Annotated in this window: 17 protein-coding genes and 1 pseudogene; 9 read left to right on the top strand and 9 right to left on the bottom strand. The window is 55.3% G+C overall.

Going from position 1 to position 18,032, the window contains the following annotated elements:
- Positions 1-6 precede the first annotated feature (6 nt).
- The 5 genes and pseudogenes from BISA_RS01765 to BISA_RS01750 form a co-directional block, all read right to left on the bottom strand.
- A complete protein-coding gene (locus BISA_RS01765) occupies positions 7-1,449 on the bottom strand; it encodes a hypothetical protein (protein WP_033889861.1) in 1,443 nt (480 codons plus the stop codon).
- Positions 1,450-1,482: 33 nt separating this feature from the next.
- Positions 1,483-2,736 carry a hypothetical protein gene (locus tag BISA_RS01760; RefSeq protein WP_237746065.1) on the bottom strand — a complete coding sequence of 418 codons (1,254 nt, stop codon included), beginning with the start codon at positions 2,734-2,736 and terminating at the stop codon, positions 1,483-1,485.
- Between the two features lie 63 nt (positions 2,737-2,799).
- A pseudogene (locus tag BISA_RS13550) lies at positions 2,800-2,865 on the bottom strand (zinc-ribbon domain-containing protein); the annotation flags it as partial.
- A 166-nt stretch (positions 2,866-3,031) separates the two neighbouring features.
- On the bottom strand, positions 3,032-3,967 hold the full coding sequence (locus tag BISA_RS01755) for a hypothetical protein (protein WP_033889858.1): 936 nt from the start codon (positions 3,965-3,967) through the stop codon (positions 3,032-3,034).
- Entirely contained in the window at positions 3,960-5,045 is a 1,086-nt protein-coding gene (locus BISA_RS01750) for a hypothetical protein (RefSeq protein WP_033889856.1), read from the bottom strand. Before BISA_RS01750 ends, BISA_RS01755 begins: the two co-directional genes overlap by 8 nt.
- A gap of 247 nt (positions 5,046-5,292) precedes the next feature.
- Between BISA_RS01750 and BISA_RS01745 the strand changes: the two genes are divergently transcribed.
- The 5 genes from BISA_RS01745 (at position 5,293) to BISA_RS01725 (ending at position 10,229) form a co-directional block, all read left to right on the top strand.
- Entirely contained in the window at positions 5,293-6,342 is a 1,050-nt protein-coding gene (locus tag BISA_RS01745; protein WP_152597153.1) for a hypothetical protein, read from the top strand.
- Between the two features lie 39 nt (positions 6,343-6,381).
- Positions 6,382-7,806: a VirD4-like conjugal transfer protein, CD1115 family gene (locus tag BISA_RS01740; RefSeq protein ID WP_051917280.1), complete on the top strand. Its 1,425-nt coding sequence runs from the start codon at positions 6,382-6,384 to the stop codon at positions 7,804-7,806.
- A gap of 93 nt (positions 7,807-7,899) precedes the next feature.
- The gene (locus tag BISA_RS01735) at positions 7,900-8,229 is read left to right on the top strand and encodes a helix-turn-helix transcriptional regulator (RefSeq protein WP_161786490.1); all 330 of its coding nucleotides are present in this window, start codon (positions 7,900-7,902) and stop codon (positions 8,227-8,229) included.
- Positions 8,230-8,309: 80 nt separating this feature from the next.
- The gene (menA, locus tag BISA_RS01730; protein ID WP_033889850.1) at positions 8,310-9,299 is read left to right on the top strand and encodes a 1,4-dihydroxy-2-naphthoate octaprenyltransferase; all 990 of its coding nucleotides are present in this window, start codon (positions 8,310-8,312) and stop codon (positions 9,297-9,299) included.
- 189 nt (positions 9,300-9,488) lie between these two features.
- On the top strand, positions 9,489-10,229 hold the full coding sequence (locus BISA_RS01725; RefSeq protein ID WP_033889849.1) for a phosphoglyceromutase: 741 nt from the start codon (positions 9,489-9,491) through the stop codon (positions 10,227-10,229).
- A 155-nt stretch (positions 10,230-10,384) separates the two neighbouring features.
- Here BISA_RS01725 and phoU read toward each other — a convergent pair whose 3' ends face one another.
- Positions 10,385-11,059: a phosphate signaling complex protein PhoU gene (gene phoU / locus BISA_RS01720; protein ID WP_033889848.1), complete on the bottom strand. Its 675-nt coding sequence runs from the start codon at positions 11,057-11,059 to the stop codon at positions 10,385-10,387.
- A gap of 196 nt (positions 11,060-11,255) precedes the next feature.
- Here phoU and BISA_RS01715 point away from each other — a divergent pair, with 196 nt between their 5' ends.
- On the top strand, positions 11,256-12,449 hold the full coding sequence (locus BISA_RS01715) for a sensor histidine kinase (protein ID WP_033889846.1): 1,194 nt from the start codon (positions 11,256-11,258) through the stop codon (positions 12,447-12,449).
- 15 nt (positions 12,450-12,464) lie between these two features.
- Here BISA_RS01715 and BISA_RS01710 read toward each other — a convergent pair whose 3' ends face one another.
- Both BISA_RS01710 and serC read right to left on the bottom strand, forming a co-directional pair.
- Positions 12,465-12,719, bottom strand: a complete 255-nt coding sequence (locus BISA_RS01710) for a DUF2530 domain-containing protein (protein ID WP_033889845.1) — start codon at positions 12,717-12,719, stop codon at positions 12,465-12,467.
- Between the two features lie 77 nt (positions 12,720-12,796).
- Positions 12,797-13,939, bottom strand: coding sequence for a phosphoserine transaminase (serC, locus tag BISA_RS01705; RefSeq protein WP_033889844.1), 1,143 nt, complete (start codon positions 13,937-13,939; stop codon positions 12,797-12,799).
- A 224-nt stretch (positions 13,940-14,163) separates the two neighbouring features.
- Between serC and BISA_RS01700 the strand changes: the two genes are divergently transcribed.
- From BISA_RS01700 to BISA_RS01690, 3 genes are all read left to right on the top strand, one after another.
- Positions 14,164-15,117 carry a CHAP domain-containing protein gene (locus tag BISA_RS01700; protein ID WP_033889843.1) on the top strand — a complete coding sequence of 318 codons (954 nt, stop codon included), beginning with the start codon at positions 14,164-14,166 and terminating at the stop codon, positions 15,115-15,117.
- Positions 15,118-15,282: 165 nt separating this feature from the next.
- Positions 15,283-16,020, top strand: a complete 738-nt coding sequence (locus tag BISA_RS01695) for an NlpC/P60 family protein (RefSeq protein WP_033889842.1) — start codon at positions 15,283-15,285, stop codon at positions 16,018-16,020.
- 209 nt (positions 16,021-16,229) lie between these two features.
- Positions 16,230-17,267, top strand: a complete 1,038-nt coding sequence (locus BISA_RS01690; protein ID WP_033889841.1) for a universal stress protein — start codon at positions 16,230-16,232, stop codon at positions 17,265-17,267.
- Positions 17,268-17,410: 143 nt separating this feature from the next.
- Here BISA_RS01690 and BISA_RS01685 read toward each other — a convergent pair whose 3' ends face one another.
- The gene (locus BISA_RS01685; RefSeq protein WP_033889839.1) at positions 17,411-17,824 is read right to left on the bottom strand and encodes an OsmC family protein; all 414 of its coding nucleotides are present in this window, start codon (positions 17,822-17,824) and stop codon (positions 17,411-17,413) included.
- Between the last annotated feature and the right edge of the window lie 208 nt (positions 17,825-18,032).

Raw genomic sequence — 18,032 nt, 5'->3', positions numbered from 1 at the left:
AATGAATTATTGCAATGACAGTACGTATTGCGAAGGGTCCTGCTGGGCCAGCTGTATACGGTTCTGCGTCTGCTGCATAGTGGTTTGCAATGCGTTGATATTGCTGGCGACCTGCTGCAGTTCTTGGTTTGCTTGCGTGATTTGTGTCTTGAGCTGGTCATATCGTTTGCCGGCAGTCAGGCCTTGCCATGCCAGATATACACACGGTACTTCCAACACCAGTAACAGAATGAACGCCAGCATTCCGGCATTGGTGCCGCATGTAATGATGATCAACCCCAGAATGACTGCTGCAACGAGTGCAAGACGATGGCGTTTTGGCGGTTTGCCATCATTGGACATAGACTGTGCTTTGCCGAGCAGTGCATTGTATTCAGCGGTTTTGTTGGCGTGACTTTGCTGCAGATTCTGATAATTCGCATTCATCTGCGTCAGTTGTTGCTGCAATGCTGTTGCATCTTGTGCTGCTTTTTGATTGATCCAGGCGATGCGCTGATTGCATGCGGCGATTTCTTGCTGGAAATGCTGCTGCCATTGGCTTTGAGTGGACTGCGGAATAGGTTTCGCGTTCAATTCGTCAATGCGCTCGCGGCAGGTTTTTGCATAATCCTGAATATCTTTGATGGTTCGATGAGAAAGATCGTGCCTCACCGGAGCGTATTGAGCCAAATCCTTGTATAGGGTTTGGAACTGCTGATCGGTCCATTGATTGTGGGTGACGGCCAATACATGCAATCCATATGTTGCACAATGCGAGGACTCGTCAAGGAAGCGTTCTCGGTTGTCGCCTGTGGCGACTTGTCTGAACAGTTCGGCCTGATACAGGTGGATGTAGGGCTGAGCGGTTGCCGAGGCATGTCGCACTGCGTCATTCAGCTTGTTTAATGCTTGTTGAGCTTTGCCTTGCGCGAGTAGCACTTCCATCCATGCGTGAAGCACATCCAAATGGGTTTGTTCAGAGTATTCTCCAACCTTGAGATATGCGTCGGCGTCGATGATGTGGGATTCTGCGGTTTTGATGATTTGCTCATGGTCAAATGCATCATTCGAGGTGGGTTGCTTGAGCTCGATAAGTGCAGCCCATGCGTGCACTTGCGGATCATTGCCTCGTGCGCCGATGGCGTTCCCGATGATGGTTTTCGCTTGGCGGTACTGCTTGTTCTTGTAGAATTGCTGAGCCTGACCCAGCCAATCCGTTTCATGTGTTTCTTCCGCTTGAGGATGCTTTTGAGCTTCCAAGGCAGTGTCATAACGCTGACGTGTAGTCTCGTTTGCAAAAGCATTCGTCAAAGCATCATTGATGAGAGGAAGCAAGCGTTTTGCTTCATCGCTCTGCAGATAAGTACTTTCTTTTGCAGCCTTCAGGTATTGCAGCTGCTGCTGAATCGCTGCAAGCGAATCCGCGGGGTTAAGATTCAGCAGCTCATAGTAATCAGGAATTTGTTCCATTGTGGTGACCGCTCCTCGTGACGATACCTATGTTCAGGATTTGAAGCCGAAGTGCTTCAGCTGTTCTTTGGCGCCATCGACCAATCCGCCGACGTCAGGAATGTTGAGATTCTGAAGGTTCGGAATGGGATTGCCATTGCCGGCATTGTTGATTTGGCTGGTAATGTTCTGGGCAATGATGTTGTTCTGATACTGCTGTGCGATGTTTTGAACAGCGTTCTGTGCGGCTTGCTGTGCAACGCCATTGCCGGCTTTCTTGCCGAACTCATGCGCGACCAGATCAAGGCCGCCTGTGGAGGTATCGAGTACGCCCTTGCCGATTTTGGAAATCATGCCGAAGGTGAGGATGCCGAGAATCGCGGTGATGATGCCGCCGATGATGCCAGCTTTCTTCAGGCCGTTCGACAGTGAAACGTATCGCTTGGCTCCAGCCACGGACTGGACCCTGTTCTTCTTCAGCAGGAAAACGGTTTTCTGCAGTTGTTCTGCATCCTTGAACTCGCTGTCGTAGTACCCTTCGGCGATGGCGGCGATGCGCAAATCATTGGTGTGGGCTCGTGCATAGATGGCCTTATCGATGAACTTGATGGCATACCTAGCGATGAAGTAGCTCACGATCATGGGAACGAACGCGGTGAGCATGGCAAGTGTGGTGTTCGTGTATATATCATTGCCGGCAATTTGCTGAAGCAGCATCGAAATCAGGGTGCCGAAAATGGCCCACAGGACGAAGCCCACGATCACGCTGTAGTAGCTGTACCAAGTGAATTTCATTTCACTCTTGGGGTCGATGCCCTTGGCTCGGCAATACCGGACCAATGTTGCTTCGACGTGCGGGGTTTTATTGCGCTGCAGATACAGCAGCATGAGCACGGCGCCACACAAATAGCCAAGCACGAGCACCACGATGAATATCACGATGTTGGAAACGTATTCGAAAAGCATGAAGAGTGCGAGAACCGCGACGAGGAAAGGAACGAGTGTGCGTTCCTTCATTACTTGCACCAGAGTCCATGTAGTGTTCGTCTTGTCGAACTCCGCATCGGCGGCCAATGGGGCGGCCGGTGCGGTTTGCTGGCTTTGGTCTGTGGCTGGGGCAGTATTCTGCGGTAGCGGAATCTGCGGCATTGCCGGCTGAGACGGTTGGATTGGGGTCGGTGTGGTTGCTTGGAATGCCGGCTGAGGAATCGATGGCGCTGGCATGCCTGTATCGGTGGCCGGCATCATCGGGGTGGGGGACACGGGGGCGCTGCCGGAGTGGGGGGCTACCGGTGTAGCTGCCGGCATTGGGGCGACCGGAGTTGCGTCAAATGCATTATTTACTGCTTCTGCTGCCGGTTGAGTAAGTGGGTGCCCGCAGGAGGTGCAGAATTTGGAAGTGTCTTTGTTGGGGCTGCCGCAATTCGTGCAATACATGAGTGAATCCTTCCTTGGCTTGCTAACTAAAAGTTAGCACAGTGGATATTAATGATTGGCGATATTGTCACTGTAAGAGCAAGGCGAATAGGCGTTGCGTAGATTTTACGGGAAACAGGGTGGGCTTATGCGCTCATCGGTGCACTTCGATTGCGGTGACATACGGCTAGGCGTTGCGATGGAGTTTGTCTAGAAACTCCTCGTACTCCCGCTCTTCTTCGGGGGTCAGATGCCATGAGTCATCGTCCAATAGGGGGTCTTTGTCTTCAAAGAACCGACGCAACGATTCAGGGCAGCCTTGCGGTATCGCATTGTTATGCACATAGGTGAACTCGTGCGTCATCCAGCCTTCGGTCAAGCGCCGGTACCATTGCCATGCCTCATCCCAATCGGTGAACACCTGTCGGGCCGCTTCGCTATCTGTTCCGATTCCTATGGAAAGGCCAGCCTCTACAACATCAAGCCCATCAACATCCGTGCGCATGTCCCGCGGAACCAGCGTGGCGAAGAAACACTGCTTATCCGTGGCTTCAGTGACCAGATCGGTGACCCAGGAGCGGCCGAGCAGGTACAGTGCAGCGCCGGTACGTGAATCCCAACGTAGCGGAATCACCACTTCGTTATATGACTCATCGTTGGCGATAAGCGAATACAATCGCACAATATCTTCTGCAGGAACGACTTCACTTGGTGAGCTCACGCTGCCGGTATCCGGCTCCGGCGTGTGCGAGGCGTATCTGCTGCGAATCGGGATGCGGGGTGCCTGATCATTCAAACGAAGCTTGCGCTCGGCACACAGTATGCTGATGAGCTTCAGCGACTTGTCTTTCGCGCGAGGTTTGCGTTTCGTGTTGCCACGATGGGCTGTGGTCAATGCATAGCCGTGATTATCGAGATAGTTCAAGCATTGGCGGCGCAGCTTCGCCACCATGTTCTCATTCTTGGGGTCAAACGTGGTTCCTGATTCTTCAAGCAGTTGACGATGATAGATGAACAACACCGCATCGGTCACTCTGCCATTGCGCTCGCAGATGGCATAATCGTCCCGGAGCCGTGAGAGCAGATCGTCGGCGAAATCATAGGTGGTATGTGGTTCAGTCATGATTGCCTCCGAGCAATGTGTGGGTTGTTCGAGCCCAAGTGCGGCGGCGGAAACCGGAAAGCGCTTGCATAATACGATCGAAATCAACGTTGCCGCCGTATTCGGCAGTGCGATGGTTCTTCCAGATATACCGGCGCAAGCGATCTAAATCAGTCATGAACGGTATGAGTTGGTCGGTTCCCGGGAAAGCGATTTGCAAGTCGCACAGCTCCACGTCCAAAGCAAAATCCACGGTTGCCGGCAGGTCGGTGAGGAATGATGCCGTGGTTTTTGGCGTGAAGTAGCCGCCCATCGGCCAACTGTCATCGTTGTGATGCACGTAGTACGTGCTCAGCGTGGCATAGTAATTGTCGTATTTCTTGGAATCGAAAATCGTGTGCCAATCCAGGTTGTCTGGTTTGGGACGGTTGGAATAATACTGCTCGTCGTACTCGTTATCTCCGAGCTCATTCGATCCACATCCGCGCAGGTCGCTGGGCAGCTTATCTATCAGGCCCAGCACACGGCTGAAAGAAATCTGCCTTGATTTCGGGCATTGGTCCTTTCGGATGATGTCATAACCATATCTGCCGTGGAATTCATTGGTTTCATCAGGCTCGCCGATATCGGTGATTGGTATGAATACTTCGGGTGAGCACAGGTTTGCAAGGTCGGCAACGGTGAACGAATCTGCGCGCATCATCAGGAAAGCCACCGCGCAATACGCGGCCGCCTCATAGAAATCAGAGGCAGTCTGCGTGTTCTCGGCATCCTGCATGAAGTGGTAGATGTCCCAAGCAAAAGGGTTGGCCAAATCGTAATCGTATCCGCTGCCGTTTGCCTCATTCCAGCAGTAGGTGGCCAAATCATTAAGCTTCGTATACCTGCCAAGCGCCATGACTTGCACATCCTGCATAATATGTTCGCTGCGTTTGCGGCTCTGAGCATTCACGTCCGCATCGGCAATAGTCCAATCGGCCAGTTCCAGCAGCATTGTGGTGACATCGCACGCCGATTGCCGAATTTCATTGCAATCATGGTGATGCTTGCGGTGCCGTGACGTATATTGCGCCTGCATCTGCTCCGTGGAGAACATCATCGCTCCTTTTCCTTTCCGTATTACTGCATTGGTGACGGTTGTGCATGGTAAAAGAATGCGATATCGCTTCAGCGTAGTATCTACGGTTTCGCATTGCCTCGCTTTGTGTTGTTCTCTGGACCGCCATCGTCAAGTTCCGTAGATTCTACGAGCGGATTCGGTGCGCCGGCGATACATTCATGTCCACCGTGGAATACACAGGCGGTTGGTCGTGTTGACCTGAAGCCGTGAAGCGCGAGAGGAACGCATGGGAATGGATTCCGAGAACACTGGAGGTAGTGCACTGATTCGAGTTCCGCTGGAAGAACGATTCCGCCGACTGGTGGGTTGTCGGCACACCAGCCCCGACTATGCGGCGTCGGTGATTCGCGATGTGGCCCGCATGACGCTTCGCGAATACTGTGCCGCGGCCGTGGCCCTCGGCATAGAGGTTCATGAGCCGCAGCAAAAGGAAGAAACGAATTTCGAGGACTCGGATTCCCCAGAAAATAATTTCTCGGACCTTGACTTGGATGATATCGATTTCGAGGATCTTGCATTCAAGGACTTCGACCCGGACGAGTTTGAGAACAACGAACGTCAGGAGTTGTTTTACGCCGAACTCAAGAATGCCATCGAAGCCATCGATACTGCCGGACAGGAGGTGAAAATCAGTCTAGACATGAGCGTGGCAAGCCTAGCCCGATTGCTGCGCACACGGTTGCTTCGGCTAGACGCGGACAACCTGTGGTACACGCCGGACCACAGTGAATCGGCCCGCAAGATTACTGATGCGCTCGAATGCTTCGTTCGACCTCTGGAAGTGGATCCCAAGGCGAGTGGAGAGCGGAGAGAGCATCGCAGGAAAAGTAAAGAGAGACAACGATGGGTGGAGTTTACGAAACCGTTGGAATCCAAGAGCGGCAAGGCTCGTAGGATTCCACGGATTCCGTTGGATCAGCGCTTGAAGGAAAGCCAGAACAAGGCCAGCTGCAATAACGGCTCATGCGCAGACAATCTGCTCGATACGCTGCGCCGCCTACCGCTCGCCGACTACTTCGAAGGGTGTTCGCTGCTGGTCGGCGTCGCCACAGTGGCACCGATGCGCAAGATGGCGCTCGCCAGAAGCGAGCAGTTGGATGTGCCCGCATTCCCATTGCTTGGTGAGGCCTCCTACGTGCAGGCTCAAGCAGCCAAGTCATATTGGATAGAGCGGGAGGAGTGCGTTACACGACCAATGGGCGATGAGGATGCTGACGTGAACCTTGTCTCCATCATCGCACCGCTGGCGAAGATGGCCGACTTCCATCTCGCCTGACCGGTTCGTGTCCTGTTGATTAACTTGAGAGGAGCATCTATGAACACATTCGTCAATACCATTGATTCTTCTGCCCTGGGCGAGCGGATTCTCGCAGCAGGACTTACCGCCTCCAACAACACCCTCATCTCCCACCTCAATAACAACGATCTGATCATCGGCCCATCCGGAGCCGGCAAAACCCGAGGCTATGTGAAGCCCAACCTGCTGCAGATGAACGAATCCGTCATCGTCACCGACACCAAGGGCAATTTGGTGCGTGAGATTGGCCCGGTGCTTGCCGCCCACGGTTACCGCGTGGTGTGCGTGGACTTCACTGATCTGGCCGGCTGGGGACCAAGCCCGGTATGCAATACGCCGGGAACGAGAATGATCGGTTACAACCCGCTCGATTTCATCCGTACCCATCCGGACGGTGAATTCAATGAACAGGATGTGGTTGCCATCGCCTCCGCCATCAGCCCGGTGGAAAACAACAAGGATCCATTCTGGGATCAGGCCGGTGCCATGTACCTCTCCGCATTCATCGCGTACACGATGCAATGCCTGCCGAAAAAAGAACAGAACCTCGCCACCGTGCAGCGCATGGTCAGCGTGATGAACGAGGGGTCGATTCCCGTCATGATGGATGAAATGTGCCAGATCGACCCCCAAGGCATGACCGCCCGACGCTGGAGGGCTATTCAAGCCTCGCAGCGTGCGGACAAGATGGATTCCTCCATCCGAGGCATCCTCGAATCCAAGCTCGCGCCGATGGCGTTTCGCGGAGCAACCGGGATGTTCACGCGCTCCGAACGCATCGACTTCGCCAAACTTGGTCGAGGCCACTGGGCGGTGTTCGTCAACGTCTCCGACACGGATCGTTCGATGGACCGTATGGTCAACCTGTTCTACACGCAGGCGTTGCAGCAGCTGTGCCGCTTCGCAGACACCCAATGCGACGGCAACCGCCTGCCGGTGCCCGTGCGTATGTACCTCGACGACTTCGCCACGAATTGCCGTATTCCCGACTTTGACAAAGTCATCGCGGTGATTCGTTCGCGAGGAATATCGGTTAGTGTGATTCTCCAGTCGCTCACGCAGCTGGAAAGCATGTATGGTGCGGCGACCGCCGCCAGCATCGCCAACAACTGCGACCATTGGCTGTACCTGGGTGGGCAGGATACGGACACTGCTCGTCAGATTAGTCTGAGGGTCGGCTGTGACCCAGGCGAGGTGATGCGGATGCCGCTTGACTGCATCTACGTGTTCGAACGAGGCTGCGAGCCGGAACTCGCGACGCCCTACGACATCGCCACTCATCCGCTTTACAGCGAGACGCCGGAAGGTCGCCGGGTGACTCGCGCAGCCGAGGATGCCGTGGCTGCGGCGGAGCGAATCCTGGCGGGTGCGGTCAGGCAGAGCGCTGCCGCGGTTCGCGACCGCCGACGCAGCTCTGGCCCAGAGTCAGGTTGCGGCTATTAACGGTCGCAACCCGGCGCCGAGCCGGTGGATATTTCCAAAATGCTAACCGGCTGTTAGTGGACTTATGGTGGCCTCTGCATTGCAATGGTCACCATGTCAACCACGAGTTATCAACGCTTCCTCTGGGCGGTCGGTCACCGCGTCCAGATGCTGCGTAAATCCCGTGGCCTATCGCAAGAGCAGCTGGCCGAACAGCTGGGCATGGATCGCGTTTCCATCGGATACATCGAACAGGGGAGAAGGTCTCCCAAACTCTCCACGCTGTACGCGCTTGCGGGAACATTGGGCGTGCGCGTATGCGACATCTTTGACGGACTGGAAGGCAAAGCGCAAACGGATGTATCGGCTTCGCGGCGTGCGGCCTTGGCGCTGGACATGAACCGTGACGATGCCGATGAGCCGGAACGCAGCCCGTCGCTGTAGTTATTGGCGTCATTGCCTTACTGCGAAAAATCACCTCCGTTTCAGTACGTAGCGATTGCCTATGGTCTACGCTGAGAAGCATGGATTTACGTTTATGGCTCAGTGGTTTGCGCCCCAAGACATTGCCCGCTTCTATTGCACCAGTGCTGGTGGGAACGGCATTAGCATTTCGACACATTGATCAGCTCGGCACCTGTGTCGATATCTCTCCAGTACCGCAGGAATGCGTTGCCAATCGAGCCATAGCCGAGCCTTTGCAGGCTCATTTCTGGCCGGTGGCCATACTGTGCATGCTCGTGGCGCTATTCCTGCAAATCGCAGTCAACTTCGCCAACGATTATTCCGATGGCGTACGCGGCACTGATGAGGGGCGGGATTCGGCGGAATCCGAATCAAACGCTCAGGCGAACGGCCGAGCCTCGAAACCACAGCGTTTGGTCGCATCCGGAGTACCGCCGAAGCATGTGCTTATCGCAGCCGGTGCTGCCGCAGCGCTCGCCGCTGTCTGCGGCCTGGCTGCGGTTATCATTTCGCAGGCATGGTGGCTGCTGGCCGTAGGGGCCGCAAGCCTTATTGCAGGTTGGTTCTACACCGGTGGCAAACATCCGTATGGTTATGCAGGGCTCGGTGAACTTGCGGTGTTCCTGTTCTTTGGACTTGCCGCAGTACTCGGTACCGAATATGCGCTGAGCAGTACCATCGATACTCTTGCAGTGGCCGCGGCCATCTGTTGCGGACTCAATGCTGCAATGCTGCTGATGGTCAATAATCTGCGTGATATCGAATCCGATTTCAAGCATGGTAAGCGTACGTTGGCCGTGCGCATGGGGCGGGATCATGCCACTACCATGCTCATGGTCTGCTGCATTCTCGCCTGGGCGCTGGGCTTATTCCTGTGCATGTATCTGTGGATGCCGTGGGGCGGTATATTGCTGCTTTCCGGTATCGCAGTGCCGATTCGCATGGTCTCCAGCGTGCCGAAACGTCAGTTCCGCACTGCGCTAAGCGACGCGGGATTCCAGACCCTGCTGTTTGCAATAGTGGCAGCCATCTCCGCGATCATCGCATAACGTTATGGAATTGATGCCGTCAATCGGGTTTTGACTACCCCTCAGTCAGCTTCGCTGACAGCTCCCCTGACAAGGGGAGCCGAGAGAAACGGCGACAATTCCCTAATCAGCGCATAACGTTACCTTTTCGATACGCGAAACATAAGATGAATGTTCGCATTTGGCGACTTTGGGCGGTAGACTGGCCGTATGTCTTACAAACTAGTACTGCTCCGTCATGGACAGAGCGCATGGAATAAAACCAACCAGTTCACCGGTTGGGTCGACGTACCGCTGACCGAACAGGGTGAAGCCGAAGCCAAGCGTGGCGGCGAGCTGCTCAAGGAGAAGAACGTCCTTCCGGACATCGTGTTCACCTCCCTGCTGCGTCGCGCCATCAACACCGCCAACATCGCACTGGATGCCGCAGATCGTCTGTGGATTCCGGTTGAGCGTAACTGGCGTCTCAACGAGCGTCACTACGGCGCTCTGCAGGGCAAGAACAAGACCGAGATCCGTGAAGAGTACGGTGACGAGAAGTTCATGCTGTGGCGTCGTTCCTACGCCACCCCGCCGCCCGAGATCGATCCGAACGATCAGTACGCCCAGAACCACGACCCGCGTTACACCGGCGACCCGGTTCCGGAAGCTGAGTGCCTGGCCGATGTGGTCAAGCGCGTTGAGCCGTACTTCAAGTCCGCTATCGAGCCGGAGCTGAAGGCTGGCAAGACCGTTCTGATCGCCGCTCACGGCAACTCCCTGCGCGCCATCGTCAAGATGCTGGATAACCTGTCTGAGGAAGAGATCGCCAAGGTCAACATCCCGACTGCTATCCCGCTGCTGTACGAGCTGGACGAGAACTTCAAGCCGATCAAGCCGCGTGGCGAGTACCTGGATCCGGAAGCTGCCGCTGCCGGTGCCGCTGCCGTCGCCGCTCAGGGCCAGAAGTGATCTGAAGCGCTAGCGCTTTAAGACATCAAGGGACTGCACAAGTTCATGTGCAGTCCCTTTTTTGTATGGCATGGTGTGCCGGCAAAAAGAAAACGGCGTCCAGTCGTAACCGGATCGCCGTTTCGGGCATCCCCTAGGGGATAGGAATTGAATTATCAGGCGATGTCAATGCCTTCATCACGCGTAGGCTTCTTGGACGGATCGAAGCCGGAGACAATGTAGGCCACACGGCGTGCAGCGGAAACCGCATGATCGCCAAGACGCTCCAGGAAGCGGCCCAGCAGCACGATGTCCACCGTTTGCTGACGGGTCACATCATCGGACAGGGCCAGCTCGAAGGTCTTGTGATGCAGGTCGTCGAGCTTGTCATCGTTCAGGATGATGCTTTCCGCATGCTTCTCATCACGGTTGTTCAGCAGGTTGACTAGTTCGTCGGCAGTGTGGTTGAGGAAGTCAATCATCTCGGCGAACACCGGCTGAGCGGACTCAGGCAGCGGGGAAGCGGGGTAAGTGCGGCGAGCGGCTTCGGCCACATGGCGAGCAAGATCGCCCATACGCTCGAAGGTGGAGGCCAGACGCAGAGTGGAAACCACCACGCGCAAATCGGTGGCCACCGGGTTCTGCTTGGCCAGCAGCTTGACGCACTGGTCAATAACGGAGGATTCAAGGGCGTCAATCTCGATGTCGCCATCGATCACGGTCTGCGCGGCTTCGACATCCTGCTTCAGCAGTGCTTCACCAGCGCCGTTGATCGCCTTGCGTACATCTTGCGCCATATGGTCGAGGTCATCAGCGACTTGCTTCAGCTCCTCGTTGAAAATAACGCGCATTTCTCTAGCCTTTCATGCTTGCTTGTTGCAACCTGTACCAGTTTATTATTTATACCGCTTAGTGCTACTTCAACGTAGGCAAACGCAACCTCAAGTTGTTTTATTGTTCATTGGGTTGTTCACTTGCAATTCATATTATCGGCGCGCCGAAGTAATAAGTAGTGTTCGACGCGCCGAGTGTGGAACAATGTTAGCTATGACACAAATGCCGCTTGCTGCCGTGATCGTGCTTATTGTCCTATCCGTTGCGCTGCTGGTTGTGATTGCTCTTGTGGTTCTTGGGGTTGCCACACAACGGATAACGTTGAACTTCGGTCATGATGATGCCGATGATACTGATGATCTATCTGACGATACCGCCGTTTTGCTTTCCATGATGCCGGGAACCTCTATTGTGGTGGATGACCATGATGGTGTGGTCCGTTGCAGCCCGGCCGCCTACCATCTGGGCGTAGTCGAAGAGGATGCCATTGTTGATTCCACGGTGCTGGATGCCGTGCATGAGGCAAGAAAATCCGGTGGCAAACGCCAGTTCGACCTGACCACCAGCACGCCGGAGCGCTATGCCGGCGAGCGTGGCGGCAACGAACACGTCACCGCGCAATCCGTGACCCGCCCGAATTGGCTGAAAGTCACGGTGGCCCGCATCAGTGAGAAATTCGTTATTGTGCTGATTGCTGATGTCAGCGAAATCGTCCGATTCGGTCAGGTGCGTGATTCGTTCATCACTAACGTGTCCGAGCAGTTGTTGAAGCCCACGCAGGCGCTTTCTCAGCTGGCGGATTCGTTGGAACACGGTGACCTTGATCAGACCCGTATTGCCGCGGATGCGCGCCAAGTGCGGTCCAGCTGCAACAAGCTGAATCATATGGTTGCTGACTTGCTGCTATTGATTCGTGCACAGGAACCCATTACCCCGTCTTCCGCGAATCGTCTTAATGTAATGGAACAACTGCGAGCCACTATAAAGCATCTGCAGCCGGAAGCCGAACAAGCTGGCGTGCAGCTGATGCTCAAAGGCGATGACGCCTTGGTGATTAATGGACTTGCCGACCAAATCGATAGTGCCGTGACCAAGCTGGTGGAAAATGCCATCGGATATTCCAAGGAACATGGTGTGGTGAGTGTCTCGGCATCGCGGTCTAAGGATGGCGACCGCGCAGTGATTCGTGTGATCGATCAGGGTGCCGGAATCGCCAAGCGCGATCAATCTCGTATTTTCGAGCGATTCTATCGAGGCGCTTCACAAACCGAACGCACTGCAGAAGGTGTGGGGCTTGGCTTGGCCATTGTCAAGCATGTGGCACTCACCCATCATGGTGATGTGTCCGTGTGGAGCTCCGAGGGGCAAGGCAGCACGTTCAGCTTGAGCCTGCCACTTGCTCAGTAAGTTTGGAGTTTGGCTTTACAGGCCCAGGCGCCGGTAGTCCCAGCGGTCGAAGAACTCCCAAATCAGCAGCAGAAGCCCGATGATGACACCGGACGCGCATATGATAACCAGTGATTCCGTGCCGCGCCCAATAGCCACGAGAATCAGAGCGATAATCAACGCCACGGCCCATAGTCCGGTTCCGATGCCGAAAACCTTACGCAAATCAACCCGCACCGGCTTTGGGGCGGGCTTGCGAACGGCTGGGTCGATAATAGGCGCAAACTTCATAGTCACAGACTGTAGTAAAGAGGAACGTCAAACGTTCCTCTTTACTACGTTTCCTTACTATCTAGTAGTTCTTGGTTTTACAGATGCTCGACCACGTAGTCGATGCACTTGGTCAGGTTCACCACATCCGCAGGTTCCACTGAGGGGAATACGCCGATACGCAACTGGTTACGGCCAAGCTTGCGGTATCCGGCACAATCCACAATGCCGTTTTCGCGCAGCAAAGCCAGTACCTGATTGGCTTGTACGCGCTCATCCAAATCAATGGTGACTACCGCGTTGGAGCGTGCATCGTAGTCGGAGACGAACGGTTGCGCGTAATCGGAATGTTCCGCCCATGAATACAGCAGGGACGCGGACTTGGCGCAACGTGCAGTGGCCCAATCTAAGCCGCCGTTATCATTCAGCCAGCGAACCTGATTTTCCATCATGATGAGGTTCGCCACGGAAGGCGTGTTCAACGTCTGATCCTTGCGGGAGTTCTCCAGTGCTTTGGTCAGCGAAAGGAATGGCGGAACCCAACGGCGTGCGCCGTCCAGATGAGCGCTGGATTCCACGCCGGCTGCGCGTTCGATGGCAGCGGGGGAGAGCACTGCGATCCAAAGCCCGCCATCTGAACCGAACGCCTTCTGCGGGGAGAAGTAATACACGTCGGTTTGACTGATATCAATAGGCAGGGCTCCTGCCGCACTGGTGCCGTCGATAACGGTCAAGGCACCGGCTTCCTGACTGCCGGGAACGCGGCGAATCGGAGCTGCCACTCCGGTGGAAGTTTCATTATGGGCCCAGCAGTAGGTGTCCACACCTTCGGTGAATTCCGGAAGCCGATACGTGCCTGGTTCCGAAGAGAAAATCGCCGGCTCTTCAAGGAACGGGGCGTTAGCTGCGGAGGCTGCGAATTTGGCGCTGAACGAGCCGTAGGCGCCGAATGCGGCGCGGCGTGTAATCAGAGACGCGCAGGCGATTTCCCAGAATGCGCTGGCGCCGCCGTTGCCCAGTGCCACTTCATAACCGTCTGGCAACTTGAAGAAGGCATGCAATCCTTCGCGAATGGAGCCGACGAGTTGCTTTACCGGGAGCTGACGGTGAGAGGTGCCCAGCAATGTGGTGGCACCGGCGTCAAGAGCTGCTATTTGCTCTGAGCGCACTTTGCTGGGGCCGGAGCCGAAGCGGCCATCCTCAGGCTTTATTGAATCGGGAATCTTTACTGTCGTAGTCACGTCAGATAAGGGTAATCATTGCAACGGAATAATGCCAAGATTTGCTCGGTTGCCGGATTGATACAGTGTCAACATAAATGATGTCGAACCGGTTCGACACGCCCTTGTGGATGCTATTCGGTTATCAAATGACACATGTTCGTTGTAGAGTAGTGGGCAGTGTCGGTACAGCAGTACCTGATCATGATGTACTGTTGTCAACCAAACCAAGGAGTTTATTAGGTATGAAGCATGCTTCGCATAAAGCGGCCAAGGTTTCGAGCCAGAAGTTTAGCTTAGCGAAGGCACTGTTCTCCTCTGGTAAGGGGACGCATTCCATTCGCTCTGTTCGCGCTGTGCAATCTGCAGGCGACGATGCCGCTGTGCTGGGCTTGGATCCCGCAGTGGCCGCCAAGATCAACGAGATTGCTCCGCAGACCCGTCGTTCTATTCGTCAGGCCGCCCGTGCCGCCGAACGCCGCAGCCATATTCTGGCTTCCGCATCGTTGGCCGCTCTGGTTGGTACCGCAGCTGGCGCTATCGCTTTTGCTAGCCCGGAAGAAGACCTGACGCTCGCCGATAACGCCACTACGACCACGCAGATTAAGCGTGTGAGCGATGTAAGCTCGGCTTCCCGTTCCGAGGCGCGTTCTGATTTGAGCTCGTCCGGTACGCAGTCCACGTCAACGGATTCCTCCAGCAGCTGGGGATTGAGCAATTCCGAAGGAACGTTGGATACCAACCTGATGAATCGCAATACCGCTCGCAACTCTGTGGTGGCTGCGCTGATGGATCAGGATCAAGGCTCGATTCCAGCTGGATTCAATCCAAACCATGATGCCGGCAAGAATCAGAACACGTATCCGTGGGGTCAGTGCACTTGGTATGCCTACCAGCGCCGCACCGAGTTGGGCCTGCCGATTGGCGGCAGCTTCGGAGACGCTCGTTCCTGGGCAAATTCCGCCAGCTCTCGTGGATACTGGGTCGACAATACCGCTCGCCATACTGGCGACGTAGTGGTCTTTGCTCCCGGTCAGGAGAACGCCGACTCCTATTACGGACACGTCGGTGTGGTGGAAAAGGTGAATTCCGATGGTTCCATCGAGATTTCCGAATCCAACTACAAGGGCTTGGGTGTGATTTCCACCCGCACGTTTACCGCCGAACAAGCCAGCACGTTCCAGTACATTCATTACTGACGGTATGTATTGCCGGCATACTTGCACTGCCGGTATTCATACTGCTCATACCGCAGATTGATACCATATTCCTCGCGACACGCCGAAGGATGTCTGCTATCTCATAGCCTGGTATTCCGCTATGAGCAAGCTTTGTTGATTGGTGCAGTGTACAGTAAGGGTTTTATGAAGACCAATTCTGTGATTTCTTCTGTGGTGGCAGTGTGCGCCGCAGCCGCATGCTTGTTTGCCTTTGTCCCGGCCGCATCCGCGGCTCCGGCTCAGGAAACCGTCACCTCCACGAAATCCTTCCCCGCATATACGCAGGTGCGCAAGGATTTCACCGCTGAAGCTACCTCTACCGAGGTGGACAGCGATGCTAGCTGGGGAGATGTGGAAAGCCTGAACGTTCCCCAAACCCAGTCTCAGGCGGAAAAGGACGCCGAGGCTCAGAAGAAAGCTCAGGAAGAAGCCGCCAAGAAGGCTGCTGAGCAGACTCAATCCCAGTCCCAGGCGGCAAGCCGCAGTGATTCTCGCTCCACGTTGAGCTACTCCGATTCCGGAAGTGCAGCCACCGCTGGTGCTGCGGCTTCCATTGACCGCGCTTATTCACTGATTGGCAGCTCGATGGACTGCACGGCACTGGTTACCAAGGCACTGGCCGCACGAGGCATTAATTTCCACGGATGGCCTGAAGAATACGTGAACGTACCTGGCGGTTATGTGGTCACCGATGGCACGTTGGAGCCGGGCGACATTTTGATTTACAAGTACACCAATGGCACCAATGGCGGCGTGCACTATGATCATGTGGCGCTGTACGTTGGCGGCGGCAAGGCCATTCACGGTGGCTGGACTGGCGGTGTTGTGGCATTGGCCGGCACGCTGCCGAACAAGCTCACCACTGTGGTGCGCATTCCGTAAGCTTTTTTTTAAGCTGTAACGCTTGTATTAAGGGCTCTGTAGACATGATTCACATGTCTGCAGAGCCCTTTGCGTTATGCGCATGGTTGTGTGCGAGCTCACTGTTTTGTGGAGCATTTCCGCATTTTCGTTACCGGCTCATCCGAGTGTCGCGCGGTATTGTTGGAGATACGCGGTGCTGATGCCGCGATAACTTCAAGGAGGTCGTCATGATTAACGACAAGGCCATTCTCGTCGGCGTTGACGGGTCACATGCCAGCTATAAGGCAACATGGTGGGCCGCGAATTATGCGAAGCATGCCGGACTCACGCTGCAGATTGTCTGCGCGTATTCCCTGCCCAGCTATGCCGCTGTGTCATTTGATGCTACGTACACGGCAATGGGGGATGATAACGCCGCGCACTCGGATGCTCAGGAGATTCTGTCCAAGGCCAAGGCCATTGCTGATGAGCAGGGTGTTGAGGCCGCTACGCTGATCGTTACCGGCGACCCTGCGTCTGTGTTCGTTGAATTGTCTCGCAACTACAACCTGATTGTGATTGGCAACCGTGGTAAAGGTGGTTTGGCCGAGCGCCTGCTGGGAACCACGTCCTCCTCGCTGCCGGCATACGCATACTGCCCGATTGTGGTGGTGCCGTACACCGATGACGATGGCAACTTGATGCATTTGAACAACACCATCACCAAGGTGGCAGTCGGTTCCGACGAATCCAAGTGGGGTCTGAAGGCTCTGGAGATTGCCGCTGACTTCGCCACGTGCTGGGATGCCGAGCTTGATGTGCTCTCCGCCGTGCCGAACCTGAAGGGCATTGACGGTGAGGACGATGTGTTGAAGTCGTATGAGGATGATTTGGAAGTCCGCATCAAGCCATTGCAGGAGTCTCATCCGAACCTGAAGATTAACAAGCGTATCGTCTCCGGTCCGGCTGTCAGCGCACTGACCAAGGCCAGCTACGATCACGATGTTGTGGTGGTTGGCTCCCGTGGTCGCGGTGGTTTCACCGGTCTGCTGCTGGGCTCCACCAGCCAGGGACTCTTGCAGCACGCGGTCGGCCCAGTGTATGTGGTGCCGCGTAAGTATGTCGAGGCTGCGGAATCCCGTCTGGACACCGTGCCGAGCTCTCCGGCTGAAGTACCTACCAAGTCGCTGGAGGAGATTGCCGGCGTCGAGGAGATTCCGGTGGCCAAGGCTGAGCCGGAAGTCGTCAAGGAAATCGAAAAGACCATCGATCCTGAGCGTCAATAAGCTAGCGCTCAACTGACCGCCATCAGAGAAGGGGCATGACCCTGGACACGCTCAAGGCCGTTCGGCCAAGCTTACGGTCCGGTGTCATGCCCCTTCTCTGATGGCTCCGGCAGTAACCGGAATTGACTATCAGGTCGGTTGCATCAACGCTTGATGGTCACGTTCATGCGCACGGGGGTTTCCTGCACGTAGGTGTGCTTGACCGTGCAGCCCTTGTCGATATGGCGGGTGATGCGTTCCTTGAGCTTTTCGGCATCTTCATCGGAAAGACCGGCATCGGAGGCATCCACCACAACCTGCTCGTCAAAGCCGGTGTACGCGTCGTTCTCAGGGTCATAGGAGCCATCCACCACGATCTTGGCACCCTTGCCTTCGCCGAGAGTATGCTCGATGGCGAACTGGCTGGAAAGCGCAGCACAGCCGGCCAAAGCCACCTTCATCAGATCGCCCGGAGTGAACTGACCACGATCCTTGCCGAACTTGATATGTGCACCATCATCGCTGAACGCATCCCATGAACCGTCCTTGTTACGCTCCACCCACAGTCGCTTACCCATAGTGTGCCTCCTTACGGCATCTCATGGCATTGATTGACCTCTCCATTATGCCTCGAGCGCGGTGGTTCCGGGAGTATGAATCATGTAATGGCCGTGGATTATCTAGTCATGACGCCAATGCGATGTTGAGGTCTTGCCCCTGCCGCTACCATAGTGCGCATGGCTTTGACCGAAGAACAACTTGCAGAAATCCGTTCACGTATCCCCG

It is taken from the genome of Bifidobacterium saguini DSM 23967, from assembly GCF_000741715.1.
Lineage (GTDB): Bacteria > Actinomycetota > Actinomycetes > Actinomycetales > Bifidobacteriaceae > Bifidobacterium > Bifidobacterium saguini.
The sequence above is the reverse complement of the archived record's forward strand: the minus strand, read 5'-3'. Positions and strand labels throughout refer to the sequence as shown.

What these genes read in the sequence shown, in the direction of transcription:
- BISA_RS01765 (WP_033889861.1), bottom strand. Translation starts at nt 1,449, where the DNA reads ATGGAACAAATTCCTGATTACTATGAGCTGCTGAATCTTAACCCCGCG.
- BISA_RS01760 (WP_237746065.1), bottom strand. Translation starts at nt 2,736, where the DNA reads ATGCCGGCAGCTACACCGGTAGCCCCCCACTCCGGCAGCGCCCCCGTG.
- BISA_RS01755 (WP_033889858.1), bottom strand. Translation starts at nt 3,967, where the DNA reads ATGACTGAACCACATACCACCTATGATTTCGCCGACGATCTGCTCTCA.
- BISA_RS01750 (WP_033889856.1), bottom strand. Translation starts at nt 5,045, where the DNA reads ATGATGTTCTCCACGGAGCAGATGCAGGCGCAATATACGTCACGGCAC.
- BISA_RS01745 (WP_152597153.1), top strand. Translation starts at nt 5,293, where the DNA reads ATGGGAATGGATTCCGAGAACACTGGAGGTAGTGCACTGATTCGAGTT.
- BISA_RS01740 (WP_051917280.1), top strand. Translation starts at nt 6,382, where the DNA reads ATGAACACATTCGTCAATACCATTGATTCTTCTGCCCTGGGCGAGCGG.
- BISA_RS01735 (WP_161786490.1), top strand. Translation starts at nt 7,900, where the DNA reads ATGTCAACCACGAGTTATCAACGCTTCCTCTGGGCGGTCGGTCACCGC.
- menA (WP_033889850.1), top strand. Translation starts at nt 8,310, where the DNA reads ATGGATTTACGTTTATGGCTCAGTGGTTTGCGCCCCAAGACATTGCCC.
- BISA_RS01725 (WP_033889849.1), top strand. Translation starts at nt 9,489, where the DNA reads ATGTCTTACAAACTAGTACTGCTCCGTCATGGACAGAGCGCATGGAAT.
- phoU (WP_033889848.1), bottom strand. Translation starts at nt 11,059, where the DNA reads ATGCGCGTTATTTTCAACGAGGAGCTGAAGCAAGTCGCTGATGACCTC.
- BISA_RS01715 (WP_033889846.1), top strand. Translation starts at nt 11,256, where the DNA reads ATGACACAAATGCCGCTTGCTGCCGTGATCGTGCTTATTGTCCTATCC.
- BISA_RS01710 (WP_033889845.1), bottom strand. Translation starts at nt 12,719, where the DNA reads ATGAAGTTTGCGCCTATTATCGACCCAGCCGTTCGCAAGCCCGCCCCA.
- BISA_RS01700 (WP_033889843.1), top strand. Translation starts at nt 14,164, where the DNA reads ATGAAGCATGCTTCGCATAAAGCGGCCAAGGTTTCGAGCCAGAAGTTT.
- BISA_RS01695 (WP_033889842.1), top strand. Translation starts at nt 15,283, where the DNA reads ATGAAGACCAATTCTGTGATTTCTTCTGTGGTGGCAGTGTGCGCCGCA.
- BISA_RS01690 (WP_033889841.1), top strand. Translation starts at nt 16,230, where the DNA reads ATGATTAACGACAAGGCCATTCTCGTCGGCGTTGACGGGTCACATGCC.
- BISA_RS01685 (WP_033889839.1), bottom strand. Translation starts at nt 17,824, where the DNA reads ATGGGTAAGCGACTGTGGGTGGAGCGTAACAAGGACGGTTCATGGGAT.